Genomic DNA, 23,549 nt, shown 5'->3' on the forward strand with positions numbered 1-23,549 from the left:
AGGTCTCGAACTCCAGGTGGTCGCCCACCAACCGCAGCACCGGTTGGACGGTGACGATCCGACGTTCGGCGCCCAGCGCGGAGGCGACGTCGTCGAACCGGGCCAGGTCGCCGAGCACGGCGAGGGTCGGCGGCATCAGCGACAACTCGCCGGTCGCGGCTCGGGTGAGGGCGTCCGCGGGGGAGATCCAGAGCCGGACGTCGGCCTCGCCGCCGACGTCCACGCACTCCTGCCCGCCCGGCAACGCCGCGGCGAAGAAGTGGGTGTCGAACCGTTTCGGCTGCAGTTCCGGGGTCACCCAGTGCGCGACGGGTACCAGCTGCGCCGGGTCCAGCCGGACCCCGCACTCCTCCTCGGTCTCCCGGACGCCGGCCGCCGCGACGGTCCCGTCGCCCGGTTCGAAGGCGCCCCCGGGGAAGACGTACATCCCGGCCGCGAAGGCCAACGTGGGCTGCCGGCGCATCAGGTAGACCTCGAGCCCGGCGGCGCCGTTGCGCAGCAGAGCCACCGTCGCCGCGAGCCGGGCCGCGGCGGGCGGCCGAGTCCCGGCGGCGACGGCCCGGACGTGGTCCAGGTCGGCGGGCCGGATCGGCAGGGGTCTCATCGGTGCCGACCCTAGCGACGGTCGGCCACCGCACCGATTTCGGCCCCTGTCCCCTCGGGGACAGGCCCTGGTATCGTCTTCGTGCGTCACGAGCGCCAGCGACAAGCCCCGGCTAGCTGGCCGGCAACCCTCCTCCGCGGTGGGGTGCCCCGGGTGATGACACGGCCCTCCCGGACCAGGGTGGGCAAGCGCGGGCCTGCCGACCAGGTCCCTGACCTGGAGCCTGCCATGACCCTGCTCGACAGCCTCACGACCGACACCCTGGCCGCCCCCCTGGCCGACCCGGCCCCCGGTCCGCTGGCCGAGGTGGTCGGCGCCGGGGTCCCGGTGCCGCTGGTCACGGGCGGCACGGTGCCCTACGCCAACCTCGACTACGCCGCCAGCGCCCCCGCCCTGCGGGCCGTCGCCGACCACGTGGCCACGGCTCTGCCGCTGTACTCCAGCGTGCACCGCGGCGCGGGGTACGCCTCGGCGGTGAGCACTGCGGCCTACGAGGCGGCCCGGGCCTGCATCGGCGACTTCGTCGGGGCCCGCAGCGGGGTCGACGGGGAGCACGTCGTGGTGGTCACCCGCAACACCACCGACGCACTGAACCTGCTGGCCAGCGCTGTTGCGGGGCCCACGCTGCACCTGGACGTCGAGCACCACGCCAACCTCGTGCCCTGGCAGCTGCGCGGCGCGCGGGCCGTCACCGCCGCCCCCACGCTGGCCGGCACCCTGGCCGCGCTGGAGGCCGAGCTGGCCGCCACCCGACCGGCCCTGCTGACCGTCACGGGCGCCTCCAACGTCACCGGCGAGGTGTTGCCGCTGGCCACGCTCGCCGAGCTGGCCCACCGCCACGGGGCCCGGATCGCGGTCGACGGCGCCCAGCTGGTGCCGCACCGCCGGGTGGACGTCGCCGCGCTCGGGATCGACTACCTCGCCTTCTCGGGGCACAAGCTGTACGCGCCGTTCGGCGCGGGCGTCCTGGTCGGGCGCCGGGACTGGCTCGACGCGGCCCCGCCGTACCTGGCCGGCGGGGGAGCGGTCCGCCGGGTCACCCTCGACGGGACCACGTGGGCCGACGCCCCGGCCCGGCACGAGGCCGGCACCCCGAACGTGCTGGGCGCCCTGGCCCTGGCCGCCGCCTGCCGGACGATCGCCGCGTTGCCCGCGGGCGCCGTCCAGGCCCACGAGGAGGCGCTGCTGGAGCGGCTGGACGCCGGGCTGCGCGGCCTCGACGGGGTGCGTCCGCTGACGCTGTGGGCCGGCTCCGGCGAGGATGTCGAGCGGATCGGCGTCGTGACCTTCACCGTCGACGGCTACCCGGCCGAGCTGGTCGCCCAGTACCTGTCCGCGGAGCACGGGATCGGCGTGCGGGACGGGCGGTTCTGCGCGCACCCGTTGCTCGACCGGCTGGCCTCCGGGGCCACGGCCGTGCGGGCCAGCCTCGGCCTGGGCAGCAGTGCGGCGGACGTCGACCGCCTGCTCGGCGCACTGCGCTCGCTGCTCGAGCGCGGGCCCGGTTGGACGTACGCCGGGCCGGACGGCGACCACCTGCCGGTCCCCGACCCGCGGGGGCTGCCGGAGTGGCTGGGGCCCGCCGGACTCGGTGACCTCGATCTCGACGGCGCCCCCTGCGGCGACTGACCTCGCTCAGGTGGGGGCCGTCGGCCTCAGCCGGACGCGGGTGATGGCGTAACCCTCCAGGGCGACCACCTCCGCCGAGTAACCGGCCAGCGGCACCCGCTGGCCGGGCGCGGTGGGCACCTGCCCGAGGGCGGCCAGCACCAGCCCGGCGACCGTCGTGTAGTCGCCGGTCTCCGGAGGCCGCAGGTCGATGCCGACGTCCGGCAGGTCGTGCAGCGGGAAGGCACCCGGCAGCAGCACCGCGCCGTCGGGTTCGTGGACGGCGCTCTGGACGTCGCGGTCGGTCTCGTCGTAGATCTCGCCGATGACCTCCTCGACGAGGTCCTCCATGGTGACCATGCCGGCCACGGCGCCGAACTCGTCGACGATGAGCGCCATCTGCTGCCGCGACAGACGCATCCGGCGCAACGCGTCGGAGACCCGCACGGAGCCGGGCAGCACCATGGCCGGCCGGGCGTGGTCCTCCACCACACCGGACGCCCCCACCAGGGTGCGCAGGTTGACGACCCCCAGCACGTCGTCCAGCCCCTGGTCCCCGGTCACCGGGGCCCGGGAGTGCCCGGACGCCGCGAGCCGGGCCGCCGCGTCGGCGGCGGGAGTTCCCCGGGGCACGGTGAGCACGGCCCGGCGCGGGACCAGGATGTCGCGCAGCGACCGCTCGACGATCTCGAACGCCCCGCTGATGATGGTGCGCTGCTCGGCCGTGACGTCGCGGCGTGCGGCGATCATGTCCCGGATCTCCTCGACGCTCACCTCGTCGCGCGCCTCCTGCGGGTCGCCGCCGGTCAGCCGGACCACCGCGTCCGTGGAGCGGCCCAGCAGCCAGACGACCGGCCGGGTGATCCGCGCCAGCGCGTCGAGCGGCCGGGCGACCAGCAGGGCCCAGGACTCGGCGCGTTGCATCGCGATCCGCTTGGGCGCCAGCTCGCCGAGGACCAGGGTCAGGAAGGTGAGAACCAGGGTCACGAGCACGACGGCCGCCGCCTCGGCGCCGGCCCCCAGGAAGCCCAGGGGGCCGACCAGCGGCTTGGCGAGGGCGACCGCCGCGGCGGCCGAGGCCAGGAACCCGGCCAGGGTGATGCCGATCTGGATGGTGGCCAGGAACCGGTTCGGGTCGCGGGCCAGCCGGGCCAGCACCCGCCCCGAGGGCGAACGCCGCTCCAGCCGGCGCACCTGGCTCTCGCGCAAGGAGATGAACGCCATCTCGCTCCCGGCGAGGGCCGCGTTGAGCAGGACGAGGACCAGGACCAACGCGAGCTGAGCGCCGTAGCCGCCCACCGGGACGTCGTCTCCTCACTGCCGAGTTACTGGCGGATCGGACACCCGCAGTGCCGGATAGAACGGCCGGGCGCCGAGTCGGGTTCCGGTGGTCAGCCTCCGAAGGTCACCCGAGGCGGGACAGCCGCTCCCGGCAGTCACCGGCCACGGAGTCGACCTCGGCGAGGATGCGGTCGAGGTCGGCCCGGCGCTGCTCGAGGTCGGCCCGGATGCCGCCGAGCCGGTCGAGCAGCAGCTCGAGCTGGCGCCGTTCCGACGTCTCGGCGCCGTCGTAGATGTCGATGATCTCCCGGCACTCGGCCACGGACATCCCGAACCGGCGGCCCCGCAGCACCAGCTTGAGCCGGGCCCGTTCCCGCGGGTGGTAGATGCGGACCGTGCCCTGGCGCTCGGGCGAGATCAGCCCCTCCGCCTCGTAGAAGCGCAGGGTCCGCGTCGAGACGCCGAGCTCGTCGGCCAGCTCCCGGACGGACCAGGTCCGGTCAGCGGGTTCCTTCGCCGGGGTCATGGGGAGTAGCGTGGTTGACGTTGACGTAAACGTCAATCTGTTGACCGACCGGTCGGACGAAGGGGAGCGATGACGCTCGAAGCCGGGATGAGCGCGCGGATCGCCGCGGCGTCCGAGGCCGCGCTCGCCCCCTCGCCCGCGGCGGCCGCCAAGCTCGCTGGGGCGCGCAAGCTGTACGTGCGGGACCGGATCCGGCTGCTGGCCGACGACGGCTCGTTCGTCGAGGACGGCCGGCTGGCCAACGCCGAGGCCTCCGGGCTGCCCGCCGACGGCGTGGTCACCGGGGCCCTGCGGGTCGGCGGGCGGCCCGCGCTCGTGGTCGCCAACGACCCGACGGTCAAGGCCGGGTCGTGGGGCGCCCGCACCGTCGAGAAGATCGTCCGGGCCGCGGAACGGGCGCTGCGTGAGGAGTTGCCGGTCTTCTGGCTGATCGACTCGGCGGGGGCCCGGATCACCGACCAGGTGGCCCTCTTCCCGGGACGGCGGGGGGCCGGGCGGATCTTCCACCTGCAGGTCGCGCTGTCCGGCAAGGTGCCGCAGATCTGCTGCCTGTTCGGGCCCTCGGCGGCCGGCGGGGCGTACATCCCGGCGTTCTGCGACCTGGTCGTCATGGTCGAGGGCAACGCCTCCATGTACCTGGGGTCGCCGCGGATGGCGGAGGTGGTGGTCGGCGAGCGGGTCACCCTCGAGGAGATGGGCGGCGCGCGGATGCACACCGAGGTCTCCGGGTGCGGCGACCTGCTGGCCACCGACGACGCCGACGCGATCGAACTGGCCCAGCTGTTCTTCTCGTACCTGCCGGCCAACTGGCGCGGGACGGCGCCCGAATTCGCCCCCGAGGCACCGGCGGCCCGGCTGACCGAAGGGTCGGTGCCCGCCGACGAGCACGTGCCCTTCGACGTCCACACGGTCATCGACGGGATCGTCGACGCCGACAGCTTCTTCGAGGTGAAGCCCTCGTACGCGGGCGAACTCGTGGTCGGCTTCGGCCGCATCGACGGCCGCGCGGTCGGCGTCGTGGCCAACAACTCCGCCGTGCGGGGCGGGGTGCTGTTCGTCGACTCCGCCGACAAGGCGACCCGGTTCATCGACCTGTGCGACGCCTTCAACGTCCCGCTGGTCTACCTCGCCGACGTGCCGGGGTTCATGATCGGCAAGGACGTCGAGCGGCAGGGGATCATCCGGCACGGAGCCAAGATGATCACCGCGGTCGCGGCGGCCACCGTGCCGCAGCTGAGCGTCGTCCTGCGGAAGGCCTACGGGGCCGGGCTGTACGCGATGGACGGCCCGGGGTTCGAACCCGACGCCTGCCTGGCCCTGCCGACCGCGAAGATCGCCGTGATGGGGCCGGACGCGGCGGTGAACGCGGTGTACGCCGGTCGCCTCGCCCAGATCGAGGACCCGGACGAGCGGGCCGCGTTCGCGGCCGAGCAGCGGGCGCTGTACGAGGCGGACGTGAACCTGCTGCGCCTGGCGTCGGAGCTGGTGATCGACGCGGTGGTCCAGCCCGAGGACCTGCGCGACGAGATCGCCGCCCGGCTGGCCGTCCTGACCGACAAGCAGCGCGAGGTACCGGCCAAACACCACGGGGTACGTCCGGTCTGAGCTTTCACGAGGACCTGAGCTTCACGGAGGAGTGACGATGAGTCTGATCGCGGAACTGCCGGACGAGTACGTCCAGCTGGCCAAGACGGTGCGCGAATTCGCCCGGGAGGAGGTCGCACCGCGGGCGGCGCAGCACGACGCCGAGCACACGTTCCCGTACGAGATCGTCGCCGGGATGGCCGATCTCGGGCTGTTCGGGCTGCCGATCCCGGAGGAGTACGGCGGGATGGGCGGCGACTTCTTCGCCCTGTGCGTCGCCCTCGAGGAACTCGGCAAGGTGGACCAGAGCGTGGCCATCACCCTCGAGGCCAGCGTCTCGCTCGGCGCGATGCCGTTGCTGCGACACGGCACGCCGGAGCAGAAGCAGACGTGGCTGCCCCGCCTGGCCCGCGGTGAACTGGCCGCCTTCGGGCTGACCGAACCCGGAGCGGGCAGCGACGCCGGGGGCACCCGGACCCGCGCGGTGCGGGACGGCGACGAATGGGTGATCAACGGCAGCAAGCAGTTCATCACCAACTCGGGCACCGACGTCACCGCGCTGATCTCGGCCACCGCCGTGACCGGCACGGCCGACGGGAAGACGCAGATCTCGACGTTCCTGATCCCCTCCGGAACCCCCGGTCTCGTCGTGGAACCGGCCTACGACAAGGTCGGCTGGCACGCCTCGGACACCCACCCCCTCACCTTCACCGACGTGCGCGTCCCGGCCGCGAACCTGCTGGGCGAGGAGGGTCGCGGGTACGCCAACTTCCTCGCGGCGCTCGACGAGGGGCGCATCGCGATCGCGGCGCTCGCGGTCGGCGTGGCGCAGGGGTGCGTCGACGAGAGCGTCCGGTACGCGCAGGACCGGGAGGCGTTCGGGCGCAGCATCGCCGGCTTCCAGGCCATCGCCTTCAAGATCGCCCGGATGGAGGCCCGCGCCCAGGCGGCCCGGCAGGCCTACCATCACGCGGCGGCGCTGATGCTGGGCGGGCGCCGGTTCAAGAAGGAGGCGGCCGTCGCCAAGCTGGTGGCCAGCGAGGCGGCCATGGACAACGCCCGGGACGCCACGCAGGTGTTCGGCGGGTACGGGTTCATGAACGAGTACCCGGTGGCCCGCCACTACCGGGACTCGAAGATCCTGGAGATCGGGGAGGGGACGACCGAGGTGCAACTCATGCTGATCGCCCGGGAGCTGGGCCTGTGAGCAAGCGGGTGGTGCAGAAGGGCGGTCTCTGGTTCGAGGAGTTCGAGATCGGCACGGTCTACGAGCACCGCCCCGGGCGGACGGTGACCGAGACCGACACCGTGCTCTTCACGACCCTGACCATGAATCCGGCCGCGATCCATCTCGACGAGGCCTTCAGCGCGCAGCAGGCGCCGTTCCACGCGCGACTGGTGAACTCGATGTTCACGCTGGCGACGCTGGTCGGCCTGTCGGTGGCGCAGCTGACCCAGGGCACGGTCGTGGCCAACCTCGGGTTCACCGAGGTCCGCTTCCCGCACCCGCTGTTCCACGGCGACACCCTGTACGCCGAGACCCTGGTCCGGGACAAGCGGGAGTCGGAGACCCGCCCGGGTGAGGGTGTCGTGACCCTCGAGCAGACCGGGCGCAACCAGGACGGCGAGGTCGTGGCCTTCGCCGTCCGGCAGGTCCTGGTCCGGTTGCGGCCCGCATGAGTCCCGTCGAGGGCGGCCCGGCCTGGCTGTTCTGCCCGGGGGACCGGCCCGACCGGTTCGCCAAGGCGGCGCAGCGGGCCGACGTCGTCATCCTCGACCTGGAGGACGCCGTCGCCCCCGACCGCAAGGACGAGGCCCGGCGGGCCGTGGCCGAGGCGCTGGGGACCGGGCTCGACCCCGCCCGTACCGTCGTCCGGGTCAACGCCGCCGGCACCGCCGAGCACGCCCGCGACGTCGAGGCCCTGAGGGATGTCGAGGCGGTGGGGGATGTCGAGGCGGTGGGGGACGCCGGCCGGCCCCGGGTGATGCTGCCCAAGGCCGAGGATCCGCGAGAGGTCCTGGCGCTGGCGGGGTTCGAGGTCGTCGTGCTGATCGAGACTCCGCTCGGCGTCGAACGGGCCGGCGGCCTCGTCGCCGCCCACGGCGTCGTGGGGGCGATGTGGGGGGCCGACGACCTGGTCGCCGGGCTCGGTGGAACGGGCAGCCGGTGGCCGGACGGCCGGTACCGGGACGTGGCCCGGTTCGCCCGGGCCCGGGTGCTGGTGGCCGCCAAGGCGCACGGCCGCTTCGCCCTGGACGCCGTGCACCTCGACATCGACGACGCCGACGGCCTGCGCGCCGAGTGCGAGGACGCCGTCGCCTCCGGGTTCGACGGCACGGTCGCCATCCACCCGGCGCAGGTCCCGGTCATCCGCGCGGCCTACGCGCCGTCCCCGGAGCGGGTCCGGTGGGCCCGGGAACTGCTCGCGGCCGCCGAGTCCGAGGGCGGCGTGTTCCGGTTCGAGGGCCGGATGGTCGACGGGCCGATCATCGCCCAGGCCCATCGGATAGTCAGCGCAGCTCGGTCGCCCGGTCCCACTCGCCCATGACGATGAGGGTCTTCGTGCTCGTCACGACCCCGGTGCGGCGGATCGCGTTGACCACGCGCTGCAGGTCGTCGACGCTCGGCACCCGGAACCGGAGCAGCGCGTCCGGGTCACCGGCGATGGCGAAGTACTGGACGACCTCCGGCACCTGACGGGCGATCTCCTCGATCCGGCGGGTGTCGACCCCGGCGGCCAGCCGGATCTCGGTGAACGCGTCGAGATCGCCGGTCGCGGTGTCGTCGACGATCGCCACGTAGCCCTTGATCACCCCCTGGCGTTCCAGCCGCTCGATCCGCCGGGCCACGGGAGCGCTGGAGAGCCCGACCCGGCGGGCGATCTCGCTGACCGGGGTCCGGGCGTTGACGCGCAGGATGTCGAGGATGTGCCGATCTGTGGGATCCATCGAACCGCTCTCCTCGTCGAGACCGATTCGCGCGCCGGGCGCCGGTTTCCAGCCGCTCGGGGCGCGAAGCCCGCACTGTTGCAGCGCATCCGGATGGTATCGCGCGCGATCGTTGCTCGCCCCCGTGCGCCTTGCGACGCTGCTGCGTAATCACCCGGGCAGCCTCGGGCAAGGAGCAGCCAATGACGGCCGACACGCTCGATCTACGACAGGCGTACCGCGACATGGTCCTGGTGCGCCGCCTGGACGCGGAGGCGATCGCCCTGCAGCGGCAGGGCGAGCTCGGGCTGTGGCCCTCGCTGCTCGGCCAGGAGGCCGCCCAGGTCGGGGCCGGCCGGGCGCTGCGACCGCAGGACGTCGCCTTCCCCACGTACCGCGAGCACGGCGTCGCCTGGTGCCGCGGTGTGGACCCGCTGGCCCTGCTGGGGATGTTCCGCGGGACGACGATGGGCGGCTGGGACCCGCGGGAGCGCAACTTCCAGCTCTACACGGTGGTGATCGGGGCGCACACGCTGCACGCCGTCGGGTACGCGATGGCCGTCGTCCGCGACGGCGACGTGGGCACCGGCGACCCCGACCGGGACCGGGCGGTCGTCGCGTTCTTCGGGGACGGCGCGCTCAGCGAGGGGGAGACCAACGAGGCTTTCGTGTGGGCCGGCGCCCAGAACCTGCCCGTCGTGTTCTTCTGCCAGAACAACGGGTGGGCCATCTCGGCACCGTTCAGCACGCAGAGCCGCGTCCCGGCGGCGGACCGGGCGCAGGGGTTCGGCTTCCCGGGGGTGCGGGTGGACGGCAACGACGTGGTCGCCGTCCACGCGGCCACCCGGGAAGCCCTGGACCGGGCCCGCTCGGGCGGCGGGCCGACCCTGATCGAGGCCGTGACCTACCGGCGCAACCCGCACACCACGTCGGACGACGACGGGCGTTACCGCTCGGCCGCCGAGACCGCCGACTGGGCCGGACGCGACCCCGTAGAAAGGCTGCGGGCCGAGCTCGAGGTGGACGACGGGTTCCTCACCGCGCTGGACGCGGAGGCCGAGACCCTTGCTGAACACCTGCGGTCAGGCTGCCGGACCCTGCCGGAACCGGACCCGGAGCTGCCCTTCCGGACCACCTACGAACAGATGCCCGTCGAACTGGCCCGGCAGCGCGATCGGCACCTGGCCTTCGTGGCCGGCCGGGAGGAGGTTCCGTCATGAGCACCGGCACGAGCAGCATGGTGCAGGCCCTGAACCGGGCGCTGCGCCGGTCCCTGGAGGACGATCCGAAGGTCTTCCTGCTGGGCGAGGACATCGGCCCGCTGGGCGGCGTGTTCCGCGTGACCGACGGCCTGGCCAAGGATTTCGGCGCCGACCGGGTCATGACGTCGCCGCTGGGCGAGGCGGGGATCGTCGGCAGCGCCGTCGGCCTGGCCCTGGCCGGGTACCGGCCCGTGTGCGAGATCCAGTTCGACGGGTTCGTGTTCCCGGCGGTCAACCAGCTCGTCACGCAGCTGGCCCACTACCGGCACCGCACGGGCGGTCTCGTGTCGCTGCCGGTCGTCGTCCGGATCCCGTTCGGCGGCGGGATCGGCGCGGTCGAGCACCACGGCGAGTCGCCCGAGGCGTACTTCGCGCACACGCCCGGCCTGCGCGTCGTCTGTCCGTCGACGCCGCAGGAGGCGTACGACCTCCTGGGCCAGGCGATCACCGGGGCCGACCCCGTCGTGTTCTTCGAACCCAAACGCTCCTACTGGGTCAAGGGCGACCTCGACACCGATCCGTCCCGCCCGACGACCGCGTTCGACTCGGCCCGCATCGTGCGACCCGGGACCGACGTCACGGTCGCCACCTACGGCGCACTGGTGCCCGTGGCGCTGCGGGCCGCCGAGTTCCTGGCCGGCGAGGGACGGTCGGTCGAGGTGATCGACCTGCGCTCGCTGTCACCGCTGGACGACGGGACGGTCATCGAATCCGTCCGGCGTACGGGGCATCTCGTCGTCGCGCACGAGGCGTCGCAGTCGGGCGGGATCGGCGGCGAGCTGGCCGCCCGCGTCCAGGCCGCGGCCTTCTACGACCTCGAGGCGCCGGTGGTGCGGGTCACCGGGTACGACACCCCCTACCCGGTCAGCCGGCTCGAGGAGGACTGGCTGCCCAACGCCGACCGGCTGGTCGCGGCGTGCGACGAGAGCCTGGCCTACGCATGAGCGCCCCCACCGTGGAGTCGTTCCGACTTCCCGACGTCGGCGAGGGGTTGACCGAGGCCGAGATCGTCACCTGGCGGGTCGCCGTCGGCGACCCGGTCGCGGTGAACCAGGTCCTGGTCGAGATCGAGACCGCCAAGTCCCTCGTCGAACTGCCCTCGCCGTTCGCGGGTGAGGTGGTGGAACTCCTGGCGGCGGAGGGTGACACGGTCCCCGTCGGTACCCCGATCATCGCCGTCCGCACCGGGCCCCACGACGAACCTGACGACGACGGGGACTCCCCGAAACTGCTGGTCGGGTACGGCGCCCGGGAGCCTCGACCGCCCCGCCCCCGGACCCGGCCCCGCGCGAAACCGCCGGTCCGCAAGCTGGCCCGTGACCTGGGCGTCGACCTGGCCGCGGTCGCGCCGAGCGGCGCCGACGGGATCGTCGGGCGGGACGACGTCCTGGCCGCGGCCGAGCCGCGCGCCCCCGAGCTGCGCGCCCCCGAGCCGGTGGGCGAGACCCGCATCCCGATCAAGGGCGTGCGCAAGCACGTCGCCGCCGCCATGGTGACGTCCGCGTTCACCGCCCCGCACGTCACCGAGTTCGTGACGGTGGACATCACCCGGACGATGCGGTTGCGCGAGACCGTCCAGCGCAGAACGGAGTTTGACGGGGTGAAGGTCACGCCGCTCGTCTTCGTCGCCCGCGCCTACCTCCGGGCGCTGGCCCGCACTCCGCTGGCCACGGCCCGCTGGGACGAGCCGGCCCAGGACATCGTGATCCCGGCCGGGATCAACCTGGGCATCGCCGCCGCCACCCCGCGCGGCCTCATCGTGCCCAACATCAAGAACGCCCACGCCCTGGACCTGCTCGGCCTGGCCCGGGCCCTCGACGACCTGACCACCCGGGCCCGCGCCGGCACCGCGACCCCCGAGTCGATGACCGGCGGCACGACGACCATCACCAACATCGGCGTCTTCGGGATCGACGCCGGCACCCCGATCCTCAACCCCGGCGAGACGGCGATCCTCGCCGTCGGCGCCGTCCGGCGCCGCCCCTGGGTGGTCGAGGACCGCGCCGACGGGACGGTGACGGGGGAGCGGCTCGAGCCGCGGGACGTCGTCCAGCTGGCCCTGTCGTTCGACCACCGGGTCCTGGACGGTCAGCAGGCGTCACAGCTGCTGGCCGACACCGCCGAACTCCTCACCGAGCCCGGCCTCGCTATGTTGTGACCGATGACGACGCAGACGGGGCAGCTCTTGCGCCGCGCCGCGCCCGATGCGGCGTCGACGTCCCGCATCGGCGACTACCTCGCCTGGCTCGCGCGCGAGGGGATCGGCGAGTTCGGCTCGTACGACGAGCTGTGGCGGTGGTCGGTCAGCGACCTCGACGCCTTCTGGGAATCGATCTGGCGGTACTTCGACCTCGGGCCCGCGGACGGCCCGGTGCTCGCGGTCGACGCGCTGCCGGGAGCCGTCTGGTTCCCGGACCGCACCGTCAACTACGCCGAGACCGTCCTGCGGATGCCCGGCCGGGCGCCCGACGACGTCGTCGTGGTCGCCGAGTCGCAGACCCGCCCACCGGTCACGTACACGGCCGCGCAGCTGCGGGACGCGGTCGGCCGGGCTCAGGAGGGCCTGCGGCGGGCGGGGATCGGGCGCGGCGACCGGGTGGCGGCCTACGCGCCGAACGTCCCGGAGACGATGGTCCTGCTGCTCGCCGCCGCCGGGCTGGGGGCCGTGTTCACCTCCTGCGCACCGGAGTTCGGCACGGACAGCGTCGTCGACCGGTGGAGCCAGGTCGGGCCGCGGTTCCTGCTGGCCGTGGACGGGTACCGGTACGGCAGCCGGGCCGTCGACCGCCGCGAGCAGGTGCGGCAGATCCGCGAGCGGGTGTCCAGCATCGAGACCGTGGTCCGGCTGCCCTATCTCGACGCCTCGTGGGACGCCGGGGACGACTCGACCTGGTCGGCGTTCACGGCCGTGGCCGCCGAACCGTCCTTCGTCCCGACGGCGTTCGCCGACCCGCTCTACGTCCTCTATTCCTCGGGTACGACCGGTTTGCCCAAGCCGATCGTGCATGGCCATGGCGGCATCACCCTCGAGCACCTGAAGGCCCTGGCCCTCCACCTCGACGTCGGCCCCGGCGACCGGTTCTTCTGGTTCACCACCACCGGCTGGATGATGTGGAACCTGCTCGTCTCCGCGCCGCTCGTCGGTGCCGCCGTCGTGATGTTCGACGGCGACCCCGGTTCGCCCGACGTCGCCGAACTGTGGCGGCTGGCCGAGCGCACCGGCCTGACCTACTTCGGCACCAGCGCCACCTTCGTCCAGCAGAACCTGAAGCAGGGGGTCGAACCGCGTCAGGGTCGGGGCCTGGACGCCGTCCGCGCGGTCGGCGTGACCGGCTCGCCCCTGTCGCCCGACGGGTTCCGCTGGGTCCTCGACGCCCTCGGTTCCCGGGTGCAGCTCACGTCGCTGGCCGGCGGGACGGACGTCTGCACCGGGTTCCTCGGCGGGACGCCGCTGCACGACGTGCACGCGGGACTCATCGCCTGCCGCCAGCTGGGGTGTGCCGTGGAGAGCTTCGACCCGTCCGGCCGCCCGCTCGTGGGCGAGGTGGGGGAGCTGGTCGTCACCCGGCCGATGCCGTCGATGCCGGTCGGGTTCTGGAACGACCCGGACGGGGAGCGGCTGCGGGCCGCCTACTTCGACACCTTCCCCGGCGTCTGGCGGCACGGCGACTGGCTCACGATCGACGCGGCGGGCCGGTGCTCGCTGACGGGTCGTTCCGACGCCACCCTGAACCGCGGCGGGGTGCGCCTGGGTACGGCCGAGTTCTACGCCGTCGTCGAGGCGGTCGACGGGGTGACCGACAGCCTCGTCGTCCACCTCGAGGACCCGGACGGCGGGGCGGGTCGCCTCCTGCTGTTCGTCGTCGCCGTCCCGGCATCCGGCGTCGACGACGAGATCAGAGCCGCTCTGCGCTCGAAGCTGTCACCGCGGCACGTTCCCGACGAGATCCTGCACGTCGCGGCCCTGCCCCGGACCCTGTCCGGCAAGAAGGTCGAGGTCCCGGTCAAGCGCATCCTGACGGGCACCCCGCTCGAGCGGGCGGTCGCGCCGGGATCCCTGGCCGACCCCGCAGCCCTGGAGCACGTGCTGGCCGCCGTCCGGGTGTGATCTCTGAGGCTTTGGGTCCCTCAAGGTGCAGTTGTCACCTACCGTGGCCGATGTGACGACCCTGCACCCGGACGGGCCGGCGCACACGGGGTGGACGTTGCGTATTCGATTCGTACTGGGCAACGCCTACGGAGGCGGCGGCACGATCCGTACGACGTTGACGATGGCGGGGGCGCTGGCCGAGCGCGGCCACGATGTCGAGATCGCCAGCGTCCTCGGCCGTCCGAGCCCGCCCGTGTTCGAGATCCCACCCGGGGTCCGGCTCGTGACCCTGACCGGCGGCCCGCAGCGCGCGGCCCGGTCCCGCTGGGATCCGCGACGGGTGGCGCAGGCGCTGCTGCGACGATTCCGCAGCCGGCTGATCCACCCGGGCGACGTCCGCTACGCCAACTTCTCGTTCGAGTCGGACCTGGCGCTGTGGCGCTACCTGCGCCGCCAGCGCAACGTGGTCCTGGTAGGCACCCGGGCGGGTATCAACCTGGCCCTGGCCCGGTACGCACCCCGTTCGAACGTGGTGATCGCGCAGGAGCACATGAACCTCCGCCGCCACGGCGAGCCGCTCCGGGCGGGCTTCCGCGCTCACTACCCGACGTTGCACGCCCTGGTCACCCTCACCGAGGGGGACGCCGAGGACTACCGCGCGTTCCTGGGGGAGCAGGCCGCCGTCCAGGCGATCCCGAACGCCGTGCCGGACCTCGGGGCCGTGGCCCCCGCCCACGAACGCAGCGAGGACAGCAAGATCGTGGTGGCGGCCGGGCGGTTGACCAGGCAGAAGGGGTTCGACCTGCTGATCGGCGCGTGGCGACCGGTCGTGGCCGCGCATCCGGACTGGCAGTTGCACATCTACGGCGGCGGCCACCTGGAGGCGGACCTCCGCCGCCAGATCGACGATCTCGGCCTCGCGGAGTCGGTGCGGCTGATGGGCTTCTCCGACGACCTGCCCCGGCACCTGTCGCAGGCGTCCCTCTACGTCCTGTCGTCGCGGTTCGAGGGGTTCCCGTTGGTGCTGCTGGAGGCGATGGGCTGCGGGCTGCCGGTCGTGGCCTTCGACTGCCCCACGGGTCCGGCCGACCTGATCGAGGACGGGGTGACGGGGCTGCTCGTCCCGCCCAAGTCGAAGCGTCGTCTGAGCGAGGCCATGCTGCGCGCCATCGAGGACCCGCAGCTGCGCCGGACCATGGGGCGCAACGCCCGGCACCTGGTCGAGTCCTACAGCCAGGCCGGCATCGCCGAGCGCTGGGAGAGGCTGTTCAGCGACCTCTCGCGGAAGGCCGGCTGACCTACGCTGGAGGCAGTCGTGCGACCGACGGAGGTAGTGATGAGTGACAGCGCTGAACGTACGGAGCGGGCCGTCCTGGCCGGCGGGTGCTTCTGGGGCATGCAGGAACTGATCCGGAAGAAGCCGGGCGTCCTGAGCACGCGGGTCGGCTACACCGGCGGCCACGTCGAGAACGCCACCTACCGCAACCACGCCGGGCACGCCGAGGCGCTGGAGGTCCTCTTCGACCCGGAGGTGTACAGCTTCCGCGACCTGCTGGAGTTCTTCTTCCAGGTGCACGACCCGACGACGCTGAACCGGCAGGGCAACGACATCGGGGACTCGTACCGCTCGGCGATCTTCTACACCAGCGACGAGCAGAAGAGGGTCGCCGAGGAGACGATCCTCGACGTCGAGGCCTCGGGGCTCTGGCCGGGCAAGGTGGTCACCGACGTGACCGCCGCGGGCCCGTTCTGGGAGGCCGAGGAGGAGCACCAGGACTACCTGCAGAAGTACCCGAACGGCTACACCTGCCACTTCCCGCGCCCGGGCTGGGTGCTGCCCCGCCGCGCCTAGTTCACCGCTTCACTCCAGATCCGTTCTACGGCAGGATCTTCCACCGGCCGGTCGGCCACCCGGGCCACCAACAACCGCCCGGTGTGCTCGAGGTGCTCGCGCATGGCGCGCTCGGCCCCGGCGGCGTCCCCGGCCGCGACGGCCGCCACGACGGGTGCGTGCTCGTCGCGGATCGCGGCCAGGCTGCGGTCGCCGGCCGACGTCGGGGGAGTGAGCAGGGCCGTGGTGGCCCGTAACCCGGCGACGATCTCGGCGGCCCGCCGGTTGCCCCCGGCCCGCAGGATCGCGTCGTGCAGCGCGCGGTCCGCCTCCCAGAAGGAGGCCTCGTCGCCGAGGTGCGTGGCGTCGTCCAACTGCTCGAGCGTGAGGACGGCGCCCCGGCTCGCCGCCCGCGCGGCGGCGGCGGGTTCGAGCGCGAGCCGCACGGCGAAGATCTCGGCGACGTCGCGCGGTTCGGGGAGCACGATCCGGAACCCGCGGTTGCGGGTGAACCGGACCAGCCCGGCCTCGGCCAGCTTCAGCAGCCCCTCGCGGGCCGGGCTGCGTGAGACCCCGAGCAGTTCGGCGACCTGCTGCACCGAGTACAGCTCGCCCGGAACCAGACGTCGGGCTCGGATCTCGTCCCGCAACGCGCCCACGACCCGGTCGGCCAGGGTCGGCGGATGAGCCAGGACTGGGGCGGTCACGTGTAACATGTTACACGTGACTGAGCAGCACGACGAGGCCGTCGCCCGCCTCCGAGCGGTCGGCCTGGAGGTCCTCGACGACCCGGGCTCCCGCACGATGTACGCCTCCGACGCCTCCCTCTACCGGGTCGTCCCGGCGGCCGTGGTCCGGCCCCGGGACTCCGGCGACGTCGCCGCGACCCTCGAGGTCGCACGCGCCACCGGGGTGCCGCTCACCGCCCGGGGCGGCGGGACGTCGGTCGCCGGCAACGCGGTCGGGCCCGGCCTGGTGCTCGACTTCAGCCGCCACCTGAACCGCGTCCTGTCGGTGGACCCCGAGGCCCGTACGGCCGTCGTGGAGCCGGGTACGGTGCACGCCACCCTGCAGAAGGCGGTCCTGCCCTACGGCCTGCGGTTCGGCCCCGACCCGTCGAGCCACACCCGCTGCACGGTCGGCGGCATGATCGGCAACAACGCCTGCGGCAACCGGGCGGTCGCCTACGGGCGGACGTCCGACAACGTGGCCGCGATGACCCACCTGCTGGCCTCCGGGCAGACGCTGACCACCGGCTACGACGCCTCGGGCGCGGCCGTCGTGCACGGCCGGCCGGAGCTGGAAGCGGCTCTGCACCAGATCATGTCGCGGCACCTGGCCACGGCGCGCACCGAGTTCGACCGGTTCGGCCGGCAGGTCAGCGGGTACGCCGTCCAGCACCTGCTGCCCGAACGGTTCGACCTGACCCAGGCGCTGGTCGGCTCGGAGGGGACGCTCGGCATCCTGACCGAGGCCACGGTCAAGCTGGTGCGCGACCCGGCCCACCGGGTGCTGGTCGCCCTCGGTTTCGCCGACATCGTGCGGGCCGGTGAGGCGGCGCCGGCCGTCACGACGTACGGCCCGACGGCCTGCGAGGGCTTCGACGGGCGACTGATCGACATCCTGCGCCGCCGCGGCGCGAACGATCTGCCGGCCCTCCCCGCCGGCATCGCCTGGCTGTTCGTCGAGATCTCCGGGGACGACCGGACCGAGGTGCTCGACCGGGCCCGCGCCCTGGCCGACGCCGGGCTCGGCACGGGCGCGGAGGTGTTCGAGGACGCGCCGACCATGGCCCGGATCTGGCGGATCCGCGAGGACGGCGCCGGTTTCGCCGGTCGCGCCCCCTCGGGAAAGCCCGCGTGGCCGGGCTGGGAGGACGCCGCGGTGCCGCCCGAGAAGCTCGGTCCGTACCTGGCCCGGTTCGAGGAGCTGGTGGCCGAGCACGGCCTGACCCAGGCGCCCTACGGACACTTCGGCGACGGCTGCCTGCACGTGCGCCTCGACCTGCCGCTCGAACCGAGCGACCCGCCCAAGGCCTTCCGCGCCTTCCTCGAGTCGGCCGCCGACCTGGTGGCCGAGTACGGCGGATCCCTGTCGGGGGAGCACGGCGACGGACGGGCCCGCAGCGAGCTGCTGCCCCGGATGTACTCGAGCGACGCCATCCGGCTCTTCGCCGAGGTGAAGCACGCCTTCGATCCCGAGAACCTGCTCAACCCGGGCGTTCTCGTCGACCCCGACCCCTTCGACGCGGCCGTCCGCACCGTCGAGGTGGCGCCCTACCGTAAACGGCTGGCGTTCGCCTACGAGCACGACGGCGGCGACCTCGCCCAGGCCGTGCACCGGTGCACGGGGGTCGGCCGGTGCCGCGCCGACAACAGCGCCGCGGGCGGCGTGATGTGCCCGTCCTACCTGGCGACCGCCGAGGAGAAGGACTCGACCCGCGGCCGGGCCCGGGTGCTGCAGGACGTCGTGCGCGGCGCCCTCGACTGGCGGTCCCCGGCCGTGGCCGAGTCGCTCGACCTGTGCCTGTCCTGCAAGGGCTGCGCCTCGGACTGCCCGACCGGCATCGACATGGCCACCTACAAGTCCGAGGTGCTGCACCAGAAGTACCGGCGCCGCCTGCGCCCCCGCTCGCACTACAGCCTCGGCCGGTTGCCGCTGTGGAGCCGCCTGGCCGGCCGCGTGCCCCGGCTGGCCAACCTCGCCACCCGGGTCCCCGTCGTCCGGCCACTCGCGCTGTTCGTGGCCGGCGTCGACGCCCGGCGCTCCGTGCCGGAGTTCGCGCCGACGTCGTTCCGGCGCTGGTGGAAGCGGAACGTCGAGTCGCAGCCGGTCGGCGACGGCCGGCCCGTCGTCCTGTGGGTCGACAGCTTCACCGACGCCTTCTCGCCCGAGGTGGCCCAGGCGACCGTGACGGTGTTGCGGCAGGCCGGGTTCGAGCCGCAGCTGCCCGGGCCGTCGCTGTGCTGTGGGCTGACCTGGATCACCACGGGTCAGCTGACCCAGGCGAAAGCCCTGCTGGGGCGTACGGTCTCGGCGCTGGCCGACCAGGTGCGGGCCGGCGTCCCGGTGGTGGGGCTCGAACCGTCGTGCACCGCGGTCCTGCGCTCCGACGCGCTCGAACTGCTGACGGGCACCGAGCACGAGGCGGACGCCCGTCAGGTGGCGGACGGCGTCCGCACCCTCTCCGAGCTTCTCGCCGAGGCGTCGGGCTGGGGCGCGCCGGACCTGAGCGGCACCACGCTGATCGTGCAGCCGCACTGTCACCAGCACGCCGTCCTCGGCTGGGCCGCCGACGCGGCGCTCCTGAAGGCGACGGGCGCGACGGTCCGGACGCTCGGCGGGTGTTGCGGCCTGGCCGGCAACTTCGGCGTCGAGCGCGGGCACTACGAGGTGTCGGTCAAGGTCGCCGAGCAGAACCTGCTGCCCGCCCTCGATGCCGCACCCGACGCCCTCGTCCTGGCCGACGGGTTCTCGTGCCGTACCCAGGTCGCCGACCTGCGGGGTCGCCGGGCCGTGCACCTGGCCCAGCTGCTGGCCGGAGAAATCCCGCCCGGCGACCCGTCCTGATCCGTCCGCCGCGCGTCTGAGGGGGTGTGACGACGAACGGGGACGGGAGCCCGTCGGCCGAGGACTTCGTGGCCGAACGCGGTGACGCGCTGCTCAGGCTGGCCTGGTTGCTGACCGGGGAGCGCAGCGCTGCCGAGGACCTGGCCCAGGAGGCCCTGGCCCGGGTGCTGCCGCGCTGGGACTCGATCGGGCCCGGCCGGCACGAGGCGTACCTGCGCCGGGCGATCCGCTCGACGTGGGTGGACGGGCTGCGGCGACGGGCCGCCCGGGTACGGCTGGACGTCGTCCCCGATCTGCCCGACGTCGCCCAGCCGGGTGACTCCGGTGCCCAGGTCGACGACCGGCTGGCGTTGCGGGCGGCGCTGGCCGCCCTCACCGTCCGGCAGCGCACGGTCCTGGTGCTGCGCTACTTCGAAGACCTGAGTGAGGCCGAGACCGCCCGGCTGATGGGCTGTTCCGTGAGCACCGTGAAGTCGACGACGCACGACGCGCTGGCCCGGTTGCGAGCCGAGGAGAGGGTGACCCGATGACCACCGACCTGCGTGAGGCGCTCGACGACCTGGCCGGGGACGAAGTGCGTGGGCTGCGACTGGACGTGGCCGCGGCCCGGGCGGTGGCAGCCCGGACGTCGTCCGGCCGGCTGCGACTGTCCCGTTTCACCACTCGGACCACGGTGTGGGCGGCCGCGGCCGCCGCGGTCCTGGTCGCCCTCCCGACGGTGCTGATCTTCGCCCTGTTCCGGCCGGTCACGGTGCCCAGCGAGCCGCAGCCCGGGCCCGGCCGGTGGGTGTGGCGTTCAGCGGCCGAGGTGCCGCCCCTGCGCGCCGGGATGATGGACGCAGCCTCCATGGTGCTGGGGATGCCGGTGCAGCGGGGCGCCACCCTCACCGACGTGGGGTCGTTCCCGCCACATTCCCTGGGGCGTGCGCCGGTGCTGGCCTCGGCCGACGGGAGGACCTACGCGGCGCTGCCCTGGCCGACGGGTTCAGAGCTGCTCACGCTCTCGAAGGACGGCCGGCGGGTGGCCTGGGTGTCGATGTCCGAACGGGACCGACGGGCGACCACCACCCTGTACTGGCTGCAGCTCGACGCTGCGGTGCTGCACAGCGCCGTACTGCCGAGCGAGGCTTCCGACGAGTGGCCGACGCAGGTCTCGTTCACCGGCCGCGAGGGTGACGGCGTACTGGTCGGGACTCGCTACCGGAACAACGTCCAACGACCGCAGCAGGAGCACGTCTGGCGCTGGACACCCGAGGCCGGTGCTGACGTGCACGCGGTCTGCACGTGCCGGGCGACCGCCTTCGGCGTGTCACCTGACGGCACCTTGTGGCAGGGCAGCACAGCCCGGTTCGCGCCGGTTCCGGGGGTGAAGCGGTCGCCGGTGCGGGTCGGCACGCCGACGACGTCGACGACGGGCTGGGGTGGGGACGTCACCTCGGAGACGTTGCTGATCGACGACGCCGGGCGGGTGAGCAGGCTCAGCCTCGGTCGCAAGATCGCCCTGGTCACCACGAGCGGCGGATCCGAGACCTCGGTCGAGGTGAAGGGTCTGGGGGCGGAACTCCAAGCCGTCTGGGCCTTGGCCCGGGACCGGAAGGGTGTTTACGCCTGGGTGCTGCACGGGGACCAGCTGCGGCTGGCGGAGCGCGACGCCGAGCTGGTGCTGATCGACCCCGCGACCGGGCTCACGCGCCGGGTGGCGCACGGGGACGGTCGCGTCGTCCCGCTGGCAGTATCGGAGGCGTGAACGTCGACGAGGTGCACGAGGCCTCGCTGCGGGCGTTCCCGTTGCTGCGCAACGTCCTGCTCGGCCCGTACCCCAGTGCCCACGTCGAGACCGAGCCCGTGGACGGTGCGCTGCTCCTGGACCGCGAATGGCTGACCGCCCGGGTCGACGAGGCGATGCGGTTGTGGGGCACGGCGGACCGGCGGGTCGCGGCCACCCTGTGGTGGTACAACGCCAGCTCGACGTTCGTGGCCACCGGGGCGACGGCGTTGCTCGTGACGGGTGCGGCCCCCGACCCGCGGCCGGAGACCCTGCGGATGACATTGCGCCGGACGGGATACGCCGGCTATCCGGCCCGCGTGCGTTCGGACCGGATGTGCGGTGCCGCCGAGGCTTTCGGGGCGGCGCTGCACGACGGCTTCGACCCGGTGATGCGGGTGCTGGCGGGCGTGAGCGGGGCCGGTCACCGGCCCCTGTGGTCGGTCCTCACCGACTCGCTTGCGAACCGGCTGCTGGTGGTGGCCCGCAAGCTCGGGGGCCCGGACGTCGACGCGCTCGCCGCGCTGTCGGCGCGGGTGACCGGGGCCGCTCCGTACGCGCCGACGGCGCGGCTGTCCGTGACCCGGGACGAGGTCCTGGAAGAGGTGCTCGGTGAGTCGCGACCGGTCGAGTACGTGCGGCGGGGCTCGTGCTGCCTCCTCTACGAGGTGCCCGGCGAGGGGAAGTGCGCCAACTGCCCGCGGCAGGCTCCCGACGTCCGGGAGCGACGGGTCCTGGCCGCCGGAGGCGGCACCTAGACGGTCGGCGACGGTCAGACGTTCTTGCTCAGGTAGCGGCAGGCCCTGCGCGAAGCGGCGCTGGTCGCCGACGGCTCGGACGCCCGGCTACTCGCGGGGCAGGCCCAGGAGCCGCGCACCGTTGCGCCACAGGACGGCGCGCATCCAGTCGTCGCCCAGACCGAGGTCGGCCAGGGCACGCAACTGGTGCGCGTACGGGTGGGCGATCACCGGGAAGTCCGACCCGAGGACGATCTGGTCGCGCAGCGGCCCGAGCCGCTCGACGTAGTCCGTCGGCGCGGGCGCCATCCGGACCGCGAAATCGGTTGCGGCCAGGGCCGTGTCGAGCATGACGTCGGGGTACTTCTCGGCCAGGTCGGCGCAGGCGTGGTAGTCGGGCATGCCCAGGTGGGCGATGACGAGCCGCAGGCCCTCGTGCCGGGCCAGCACGTTCGCGATGTCGACCGGGCCGGCCCCCCGGCTCTCGACGCCCGTCGTCCCGTGCGCGACCACCGGCACCCGGTGGGCGGCCAGGATCTCCCAGGCCGGGGCCAGGCGGGGGTCGTCCAGGGTGAACCCGCCGACCTCGGCGTGCAGCTTGAACAGGCGAGCGCCGCCCAGGACCGCCTCGAGCACGTAGTCGGCGACGTCCGGTTCGGGGAACAGGGTGGCGCTGTGCACCGCGTCGGGAACCCGCGCGGCGAACTGCGCGCACCACGCGTTCAGCCCGCGGGCCATGCCGGACCGGTGCGGGTAGGTCAGCGCCGGGATGGCGAGAAGGCCCAGCTCGCTCAGGATCTCGATCCGCCGGGCCTCGTCGTGGCGGTACTGCAGCGGCCACGGCATGCCGAGCTTGTGGCCGAGCCCGTCGAAGTACCGCCAGACGGCCTGCTGCACCGGGTCGGGCATGAAGTGCACGTGCACGTCGACGAGACCGGGCAGACCGAGGGCCTGCAGGTAGGGCCGGATCTCGGCGTCCGTCGTCGGCCCGGGAGTGGTGCTCATGCGCCGACCACCCGACGGACCTCCTCCTGGAACCCCGCGTAGGCCTGCCGGGCCCGTGGGCCGGGCCAGCCGGTCGGGCACAGCTCGGGCGGCAGCAGCGGGTCGGACGTCAGGTGCCGGACCAGGTGCGCGGCGGTGGCCAGTCGCTGGTCGGGCGGCGCGTCGCCGGCCAGCCGTTCCAGCGTGGCCTCGGCCTCGGCGGCCCAGGCCGCCAGGTCCCACAGGGTGGCGGCCAGAGCGGCCGGGTCCTCGACCGGGGCCGCGGTGAACGTGCGCAACGAGTCGTCGGGCCGGGGGACCGGCCGGTCGAGGTTGGCGGGCCGCAGCCACACGCCCTCGCGCAGCTCGCCGAGCCGGGCCCGGGCCAGCGCCTGGCGCAGCGCGGCGCGTTCGGTGCTCGGCCGGCCCGGGGTGATGACGACCGCCATCTCCCAGTCACCCGTCCAGGGCACCTGCGCGGCCTGCTGGGCCTGGCGTTCACCACGCTCCAACAGCCGGGCCCCGACCCGGTACGTGCTGCCCTCGCGGACCAGGTCACCGCTGGCCACGGCCCGGGTCAGCGCCACCCGGACCGACGGTTCGGGCACCGAGAAGTGTTCTCCGGCCCGCACCACCTGACGGGCGCTCATGCCCCGCGGGTGGGCGCCCAGCAACAGGCTGATGACCACCGAACGCGCGGACAGCGGCTTGAGGCCGAGAGCGGATGCCATGGTCGCGATATTACAATGGGAGCTACAATCGTCCGGCAACTGTTACAC

At 73.6% G+C, this 23,549-nt stretch carries 22 protein-coding genes and 1 riboswitch; of the genes, 15 read left to right on the plus strand and 7 right to left on the minus strand.

The annotated features are described in order from the left end of the window. Positions 1 to 604 (minus strand): NUDIX hydrolase (locus ACIB24_RS22685; protein ID WP_398284490.1); only part of this gene is annotated, 604 nt, incomplete at its 3' end. Positions 605 to 688: 84 nt separating this feature from the next. Then, positions 689 to 801: riboswitch (SAM riboswitch) on the plus strand. A gap of 31 nt (positions 802 to 832) precedes the next feature. Between ACIB24_RS22685 and ACIB24_RS22690 the strand changes: the two genes are divergently transcribed. Beyond that, on the plus strand, positions 833 to 2,233 hold the full coding sequence (locus ACIB24_RS22690; protein WP_398284491.1) for an aminotransferase class V-fold PLP-dependent enzyme: 1,401 nt from the start codon (positions 833 to 835) through the stop codon (positions 2,231 to 2,233). A 6-nt stretch (positions 2,234 to 2,239) separates the two neighbouring features. On the opposite strand, the gene ACIB24_RS22695 is transcribed toward ACIB24_RS22690, so the two are convergent. Further along, on the minus strand, positions 2,240 to 3,511 hold the full coding sequence (locus ACIB24_RS22695; protein WP_398284492.1) for a hemolysin family protein: 1,272 nt from the start codon (positions 3,509 to 3,511) through the stop codon (positions 2,240 to 2,242). 106 nt (positions 3,512 to 3,617) lie between these two features. Further along, positions 3,618 to 4,019, minus strand: coding sequence for a MerR family DNA-binding transcriptional regulator (locus tag ACIB24_RS22700; protein ID WP_398284493.1), 402 nt, complete (start codon positions 4,017 to 4,019; stop codon positions 3,618 to 3,620). A 69-nt stretch (positions 4,020 to 4,088) separates the two neighbouring features. Between ACIB24_RS22700 and ACIB24_RS22705 the strand changes: the two genes are divergently transcribed. The 4 genes from ACIB24_RS22705 to ACIB24_RS22720 are packed head-to-tail and all read left to right on the plus strand — an operon-like array spanning position 4,089 to position 8,152. After that, positions 4,089 to 5,624, plus strand: a complete 1,536-nt coding sequence (locus ACIB24_RS22705) for an acyl-CoA carboxylase subunit beta (protein WP_398284494.1) — start codon at positions 4,089 to 4,091, stop codon at positions 5,622 to 5,624. Between the two features lie 37 nt (positions 5,625 to 5,661). After that, positions 5,662 to 6,810: an acyl-CoA dehydrogenase family protein gene (locus tag ACIB24_RS22710; RefSeq protein WP_398284495.1), complete on the plus strand. Its 1,149-nt coding sequence runs from the start codon at positions 5,662 to 5,664 to the stop codon at positions 6,808 to 6,810. After that, entirely contained in the window at positions 6,807 to 7,283 is a 477-nt protein-coding gene (locus tag ACIB24_RS22715) for a MaoC family dehydratase (RefSeq protein WP_398284496.1), read from the plus strand. The genes ACIB24_RS22710 and ACIB24_RS22715 overlap by 4 nt, the downstream gene beginning before the upstream one ends. Then, positions 7,280 to 8,152 carry an HpcH/HpaI aldolase/citrate lyase family protein gene (locus ACIB24_RS22720; RefSeq protein ID WP_398284497.1) on the plus strand — a complete coding sequence of 291 codons (873 nt, stop codon included), beginning with the start codon at positions 7,280 to 7,282 and terminating at the stop codon, positions 8,150 to 8,152. Before ACIB24_RS22715 ends, ACIB24_RS22720 begins: the two co-directional genes overlap by 4 nt. On the opposite strand, the gene ACIB24_RS22725 is transcribed toward ACIB24_RS22720, so the two are convergent. Beyond that, positions 8,115 to 8,552, minus strand: coding sequence for an Lrp/AsnC family transcriptional regulator (locus tag ACIB24_RS22725; RefSeq protein ID WP_398284498.1), 438 nt, complete (start codon positions 8,550 to 8,552; stop codon positions 8,115 to 8,117). The two genes, ACIB24_RS22720 and ACIB24_RS22725, sit on opposite strands and share 38 nt — an antisense overlap. On the opposite strand from ACIB24_RS22725, the gene ACIB24_RS22730 reads away from it, so the two are divergent. Genes ACIB24_RS22730 through msrA form a run of 6 tightly spaced genes read left to right on the plus strand, consistent with a single transcriptional unit; the run spans position 8,540 to position 15,735 of the window. Then, on the plus strand, positions 8,540 to 9,751 hold the full coding sequence (locus tag ACIB24_RS22730; RefSeq protein ID WP_398284520.1) for a thiamine pyrophosphate-dependent dehydrogenase E1 component subunit alpha: 1,212 nt from the start codon (positions 8,540 to 8,542) through the stop codon (positions 9,749 to 9,751). The two genes, ACIB24_RS22725 and ACIB24_RS22730, sit on opposite strands and share 13 nt — an antisense overlap. Continuing rightward, on the plus strand, positions 9,748 to 10,737 hold the full coding sequence (locus ACIB24_RS22735) for an alpha-ketoacid dehydrogenase subunit beta (RefSeq protein ID WP_398284499.1): 990 nt from the start codon (positions 9,748 to 9,750) through the stop codon (positions 10,735 to 10,737). Before ACIB24_RS22730 ends, ACIB24_RS22735 begins: the two co-directional genes overlap by 4 nt. After that, positions 10,734 to 11,951, plus strand: coding sequence for a dihydrolipoamide acetyltransferase family protein (locus ACIB24_RS22740; protein WP_398284500.1), 1,218 nt, complete (start codon positions 10,734 to 10,736; stop codon positions 11,949 to 11,951). Before ACIB24_RS22735 ends, ACIB24_RS22740 begins: the two co-directional genes overlap by 4 nt. Before the next feature lie 3 nt (positions 11,952 to 11,954). After that, the gene (locus ACIB24_RS22745; protein ID WP_398284501.1) at positions 11,955 to 13,901 is read left to right on the plus strand and encodes an acetoacetate--CoA ligase; all 1,947 of its coding nucleotides are present in this window, start codon (positions 11,955 to 11,957) and stop codon (positions 13,899 to 13,901) included. Between the two features lie 52 nt (positions 13,902 to 13,953). Further along, positions 13,954 to 15,180, plus strand: coding sequence for a glycosyltransferase family 4 protein (locus ACIB24_RS22750; protein WP_398284502.1), 1,227 nt, complete (start codon positions 13,954 to 13,956; stop codon positions 15,178 to 15,180). A gap of 39 nt (positions 15,181 to 15,219) precedes the next feature. Next, on the plus strand, positions 15,220 to 15,735 hold the full coding sequence (msrA, locus tag ACIB24_RS22755; protein WP_398284503.1) for a peptide-methionine (S)-S-oxide reductase MsrA: 516 nt from the start codon (positions 15,220 to 15,222) through the stop codon (positions 15,733 to 15,735). Here msrA and ACIB24_RS22760 read toward each other — a convergent pair. Next, positions 15,732 to 16,421 carry a GntR family transcriptional regulator gene (locus ACIB24_RS22760; protein WP_398284504.1) on the minus strand — a complete coding sequence of 230 codons (690 nt, stop codon included), beginning with the start codon at positions 16,419 to 16,421 and terminating at the stop codon, positions 15,732 to 15,734. The genes msrA and ACIB24_RS22760 overlap by 4 nt on opposite strands. Before the next feature lie 7 nt (positions 16,422 to 16,428). Between ACIB24_RS22760 and ACIB24_RS22765 the strand changes: the two genes are divergently transcribed. Genes ACIB24_RS22765 through ACIB24_RS22780 form a run of 4 tightly spaced genes read left to right on the plus strand, consistent with a single transcriptional unit; the run spans position 16,429 to position 21,807 of the window. Further along, positions 16,429 to 19,284 carry an FAD-binding and (Fe-S)-binding domain-containing protein gene (locus ACIB24_RS22765; RefSeq protein WP_398284505.1) on the plus strand — a complete coding sequence of 952 codons (2,856 nt, stop codon included), beginning with the start codon at positions 16,429 to 16,431 and terminating at the stop codon, positions 19,282 to 19,284. 26 nt (positions 19,285 to 19,310) lie between these two features. After that, entirely contained in the window at positions 19,311 to 19,814 is a 504-nt protein-coding gene (locus tag ACIB24_RS22770; RefSeq protein ID WP_398284506.1) for a SigE family RNA polymerase sigma factor, read from the plus strand. Continuing rightward, positions 19,811 to 21,031: a hypothetical protein gene (locus ACIB24_RS22775; protein WP_398284507.1), complete on the plus strand. Its 1,221-nt coding sequence runs from the start codon at positions 19,811 to 19,813 to the stop codon at positions 21,029 to 21,031. The genes ACIB24_RS22770 and ACIB24_RS22775 overlap by 4 nt, the downstream gene beginning before the upstream one ends. After that, entirely contained in the window at positions 21,028 to 21,807 is a 780-nt protein-coding gene (locus ACIB24_RS22780) for a (2Fe-2S)-binding protein (protein ID WP_398284508.1), read from the plus strand. The genes ACIB24_RS22775 and ACIB24_RS22780 overlap by 4 nt, the downstream gene beginning before the upstream one ends. A gap of 87 nt (positions 21,808 to 21,894) precedes the next feature. Here the strand turns inward: ACIB24_RS22780 and ACIB24_RS22785 are convergent, their stop codons facing one another. After that, positions 21,895 to 22,791 (minus strand): amidohydrolase family protein, encoded by an 897-nt coding sequence (locus ACIB24_RS22785; protein ID WP_398284509.1) that lies wholly within the window; start codon positions 22,789 to 22,791, stop codon positions 21,895 to 21,897. Continuing rightward, positions 22,788 to 23,501 carry a PaaX family transcriptional regulator C-terminal domain-containing protein gene (locus ACIB24_RS22790; RefSeq protein WP_398284510.1) on the minus strand — a complete coding sequence of 238 codons (714 nt, stop codon included), beginning with the start codon at positions 23,499 to 23,501 and terminating at the stop codon, positions 22,788 to 22,790. Before ACIB24_RS22790 ends, ACIB24_RS22785 begins: the two co-directional genes overlap by 4 nt. Between the last annotated feature and the right edge of the window lie 48 nt (positions 23,502 to 23,549).

This window comes from Spongisporangium articulatum (genome assembly GCF_044465595.1).
GTDB classification, from domain to species: domain Bacteria; phylum Actinomycetota; class Actinomycetes; order Actinomycetales; family Kineosporiaceae; genus Spongisporangium; species Spongisporangium articulatum.

What these genes read in the sequence shown, in the direction of transcription:
- ACIB24_RS22765 (WP_398284505.1), top strand. Translation starts at nt 16,429, where the DNA reads ATGTTACACGTGACTGAGCAGCACGACGAGGCCGTCGCCCGCCTCCGA.
- ACIB24_RS22745 (WP_398284501.1), top strand. Translation starts at nt 11,955, where the DNA reads ATGACGACGCAGACGGGGCAGCTCTTGCGCCGCGCCGCGCCCGATGCG.
- ACIB24_RS22735 (WP_398284499.1), top strand. Translation starts at nt 9,748, where the DNA reads ATGAGCACCGGCACGAGCAGCATGGTGCAGGCCCTGAACCGGGCGCTG.
- msrA (WP_398284503.1), top strand. Translation starts at nt 15,220, where the DNA reads ATGAGTGACAGCGCTGAACGTACGGAGCGGGCCGTCCTGGCCGGCGGG.
- ACIB24_RS22705 (WP_398284494.1), top strand. Translation starts at nt 4,089, where the DNA reads ATGACGCTCGAAGCCGGGATGAGCGCGCGGATCGCCGCGGCGTCCGAG.
- ACIB24_RS22740 (WP_398284500.1), top strand. Translation starts at nt 10,734, where the DNA reads ATGAGCGCCCCCACCGTGGAGTCGTTCCGACTTCCCGACGTCGGCGAG.
- ACIB24_RS22700 (WP_398284493.1), bottom strand. Translation starts at nt 4,019, where the DNA reads ATGACCCCGGCGAAGGAACCCGCTGACCGGACCTGGTCCGTCCGGGAG.
- ACIB24_RS22720 (WP_398284497.1), top strand. Translation starts at nt 7,280, where the DNA reads ATGAGTCCCGTCGAGGGCGGCCCGGCCTGGCTGTTCTGCCCGGGGGAC.
- ACIB24_RS22690 (WP_398284491.1), top strand. Translation starts at nt 833, where the DNA reads ATGACCCTGCTCGACAGCCTCACGACCGACACCCTGGCCGCCCCCCTG.
- ACIB24_RS22710 (WP_398284495.1), top strand. Translation starts at nt 5,662, where the DNA reads ATGAGTCTGATCGCGGAACTGCCGGACGAGTACGTCCAGCTGGCCAAG.
- ACIB24_RS22790 (WP_398284510.1), bottom strand. Translation starts at nt 23,501, where the DNA reads ATGGCATCCGCTCTCGGCCTCAAGCCGCTGTCCGCGCGTTCGGTGGTC.
- ACIB24_RS22785 (WP_398284509.1), bottom strand. Translation starts at nt 22,791, where the DNA reads ATGAGCACCACTCCCGGGCCGACGACGGACGCCGAGATCCGGCCCTAC.
- ACIB24_RS22725 (WP_398284498.1), bottom strand. Translation starts at nt 8,552, where the DNA reads ATGGATCCCACAGATCGGCACATCCTCGACATCCTGCGCGTCAACGCC.
- ACIB24_RS22775 (WP_398284507.1), top strand. Translation starts at nt 19,811, where the DNA reads ATGACCACCGACCTGCGTGAGGCGCTCGACGACCTGGCCGGGGACGAA.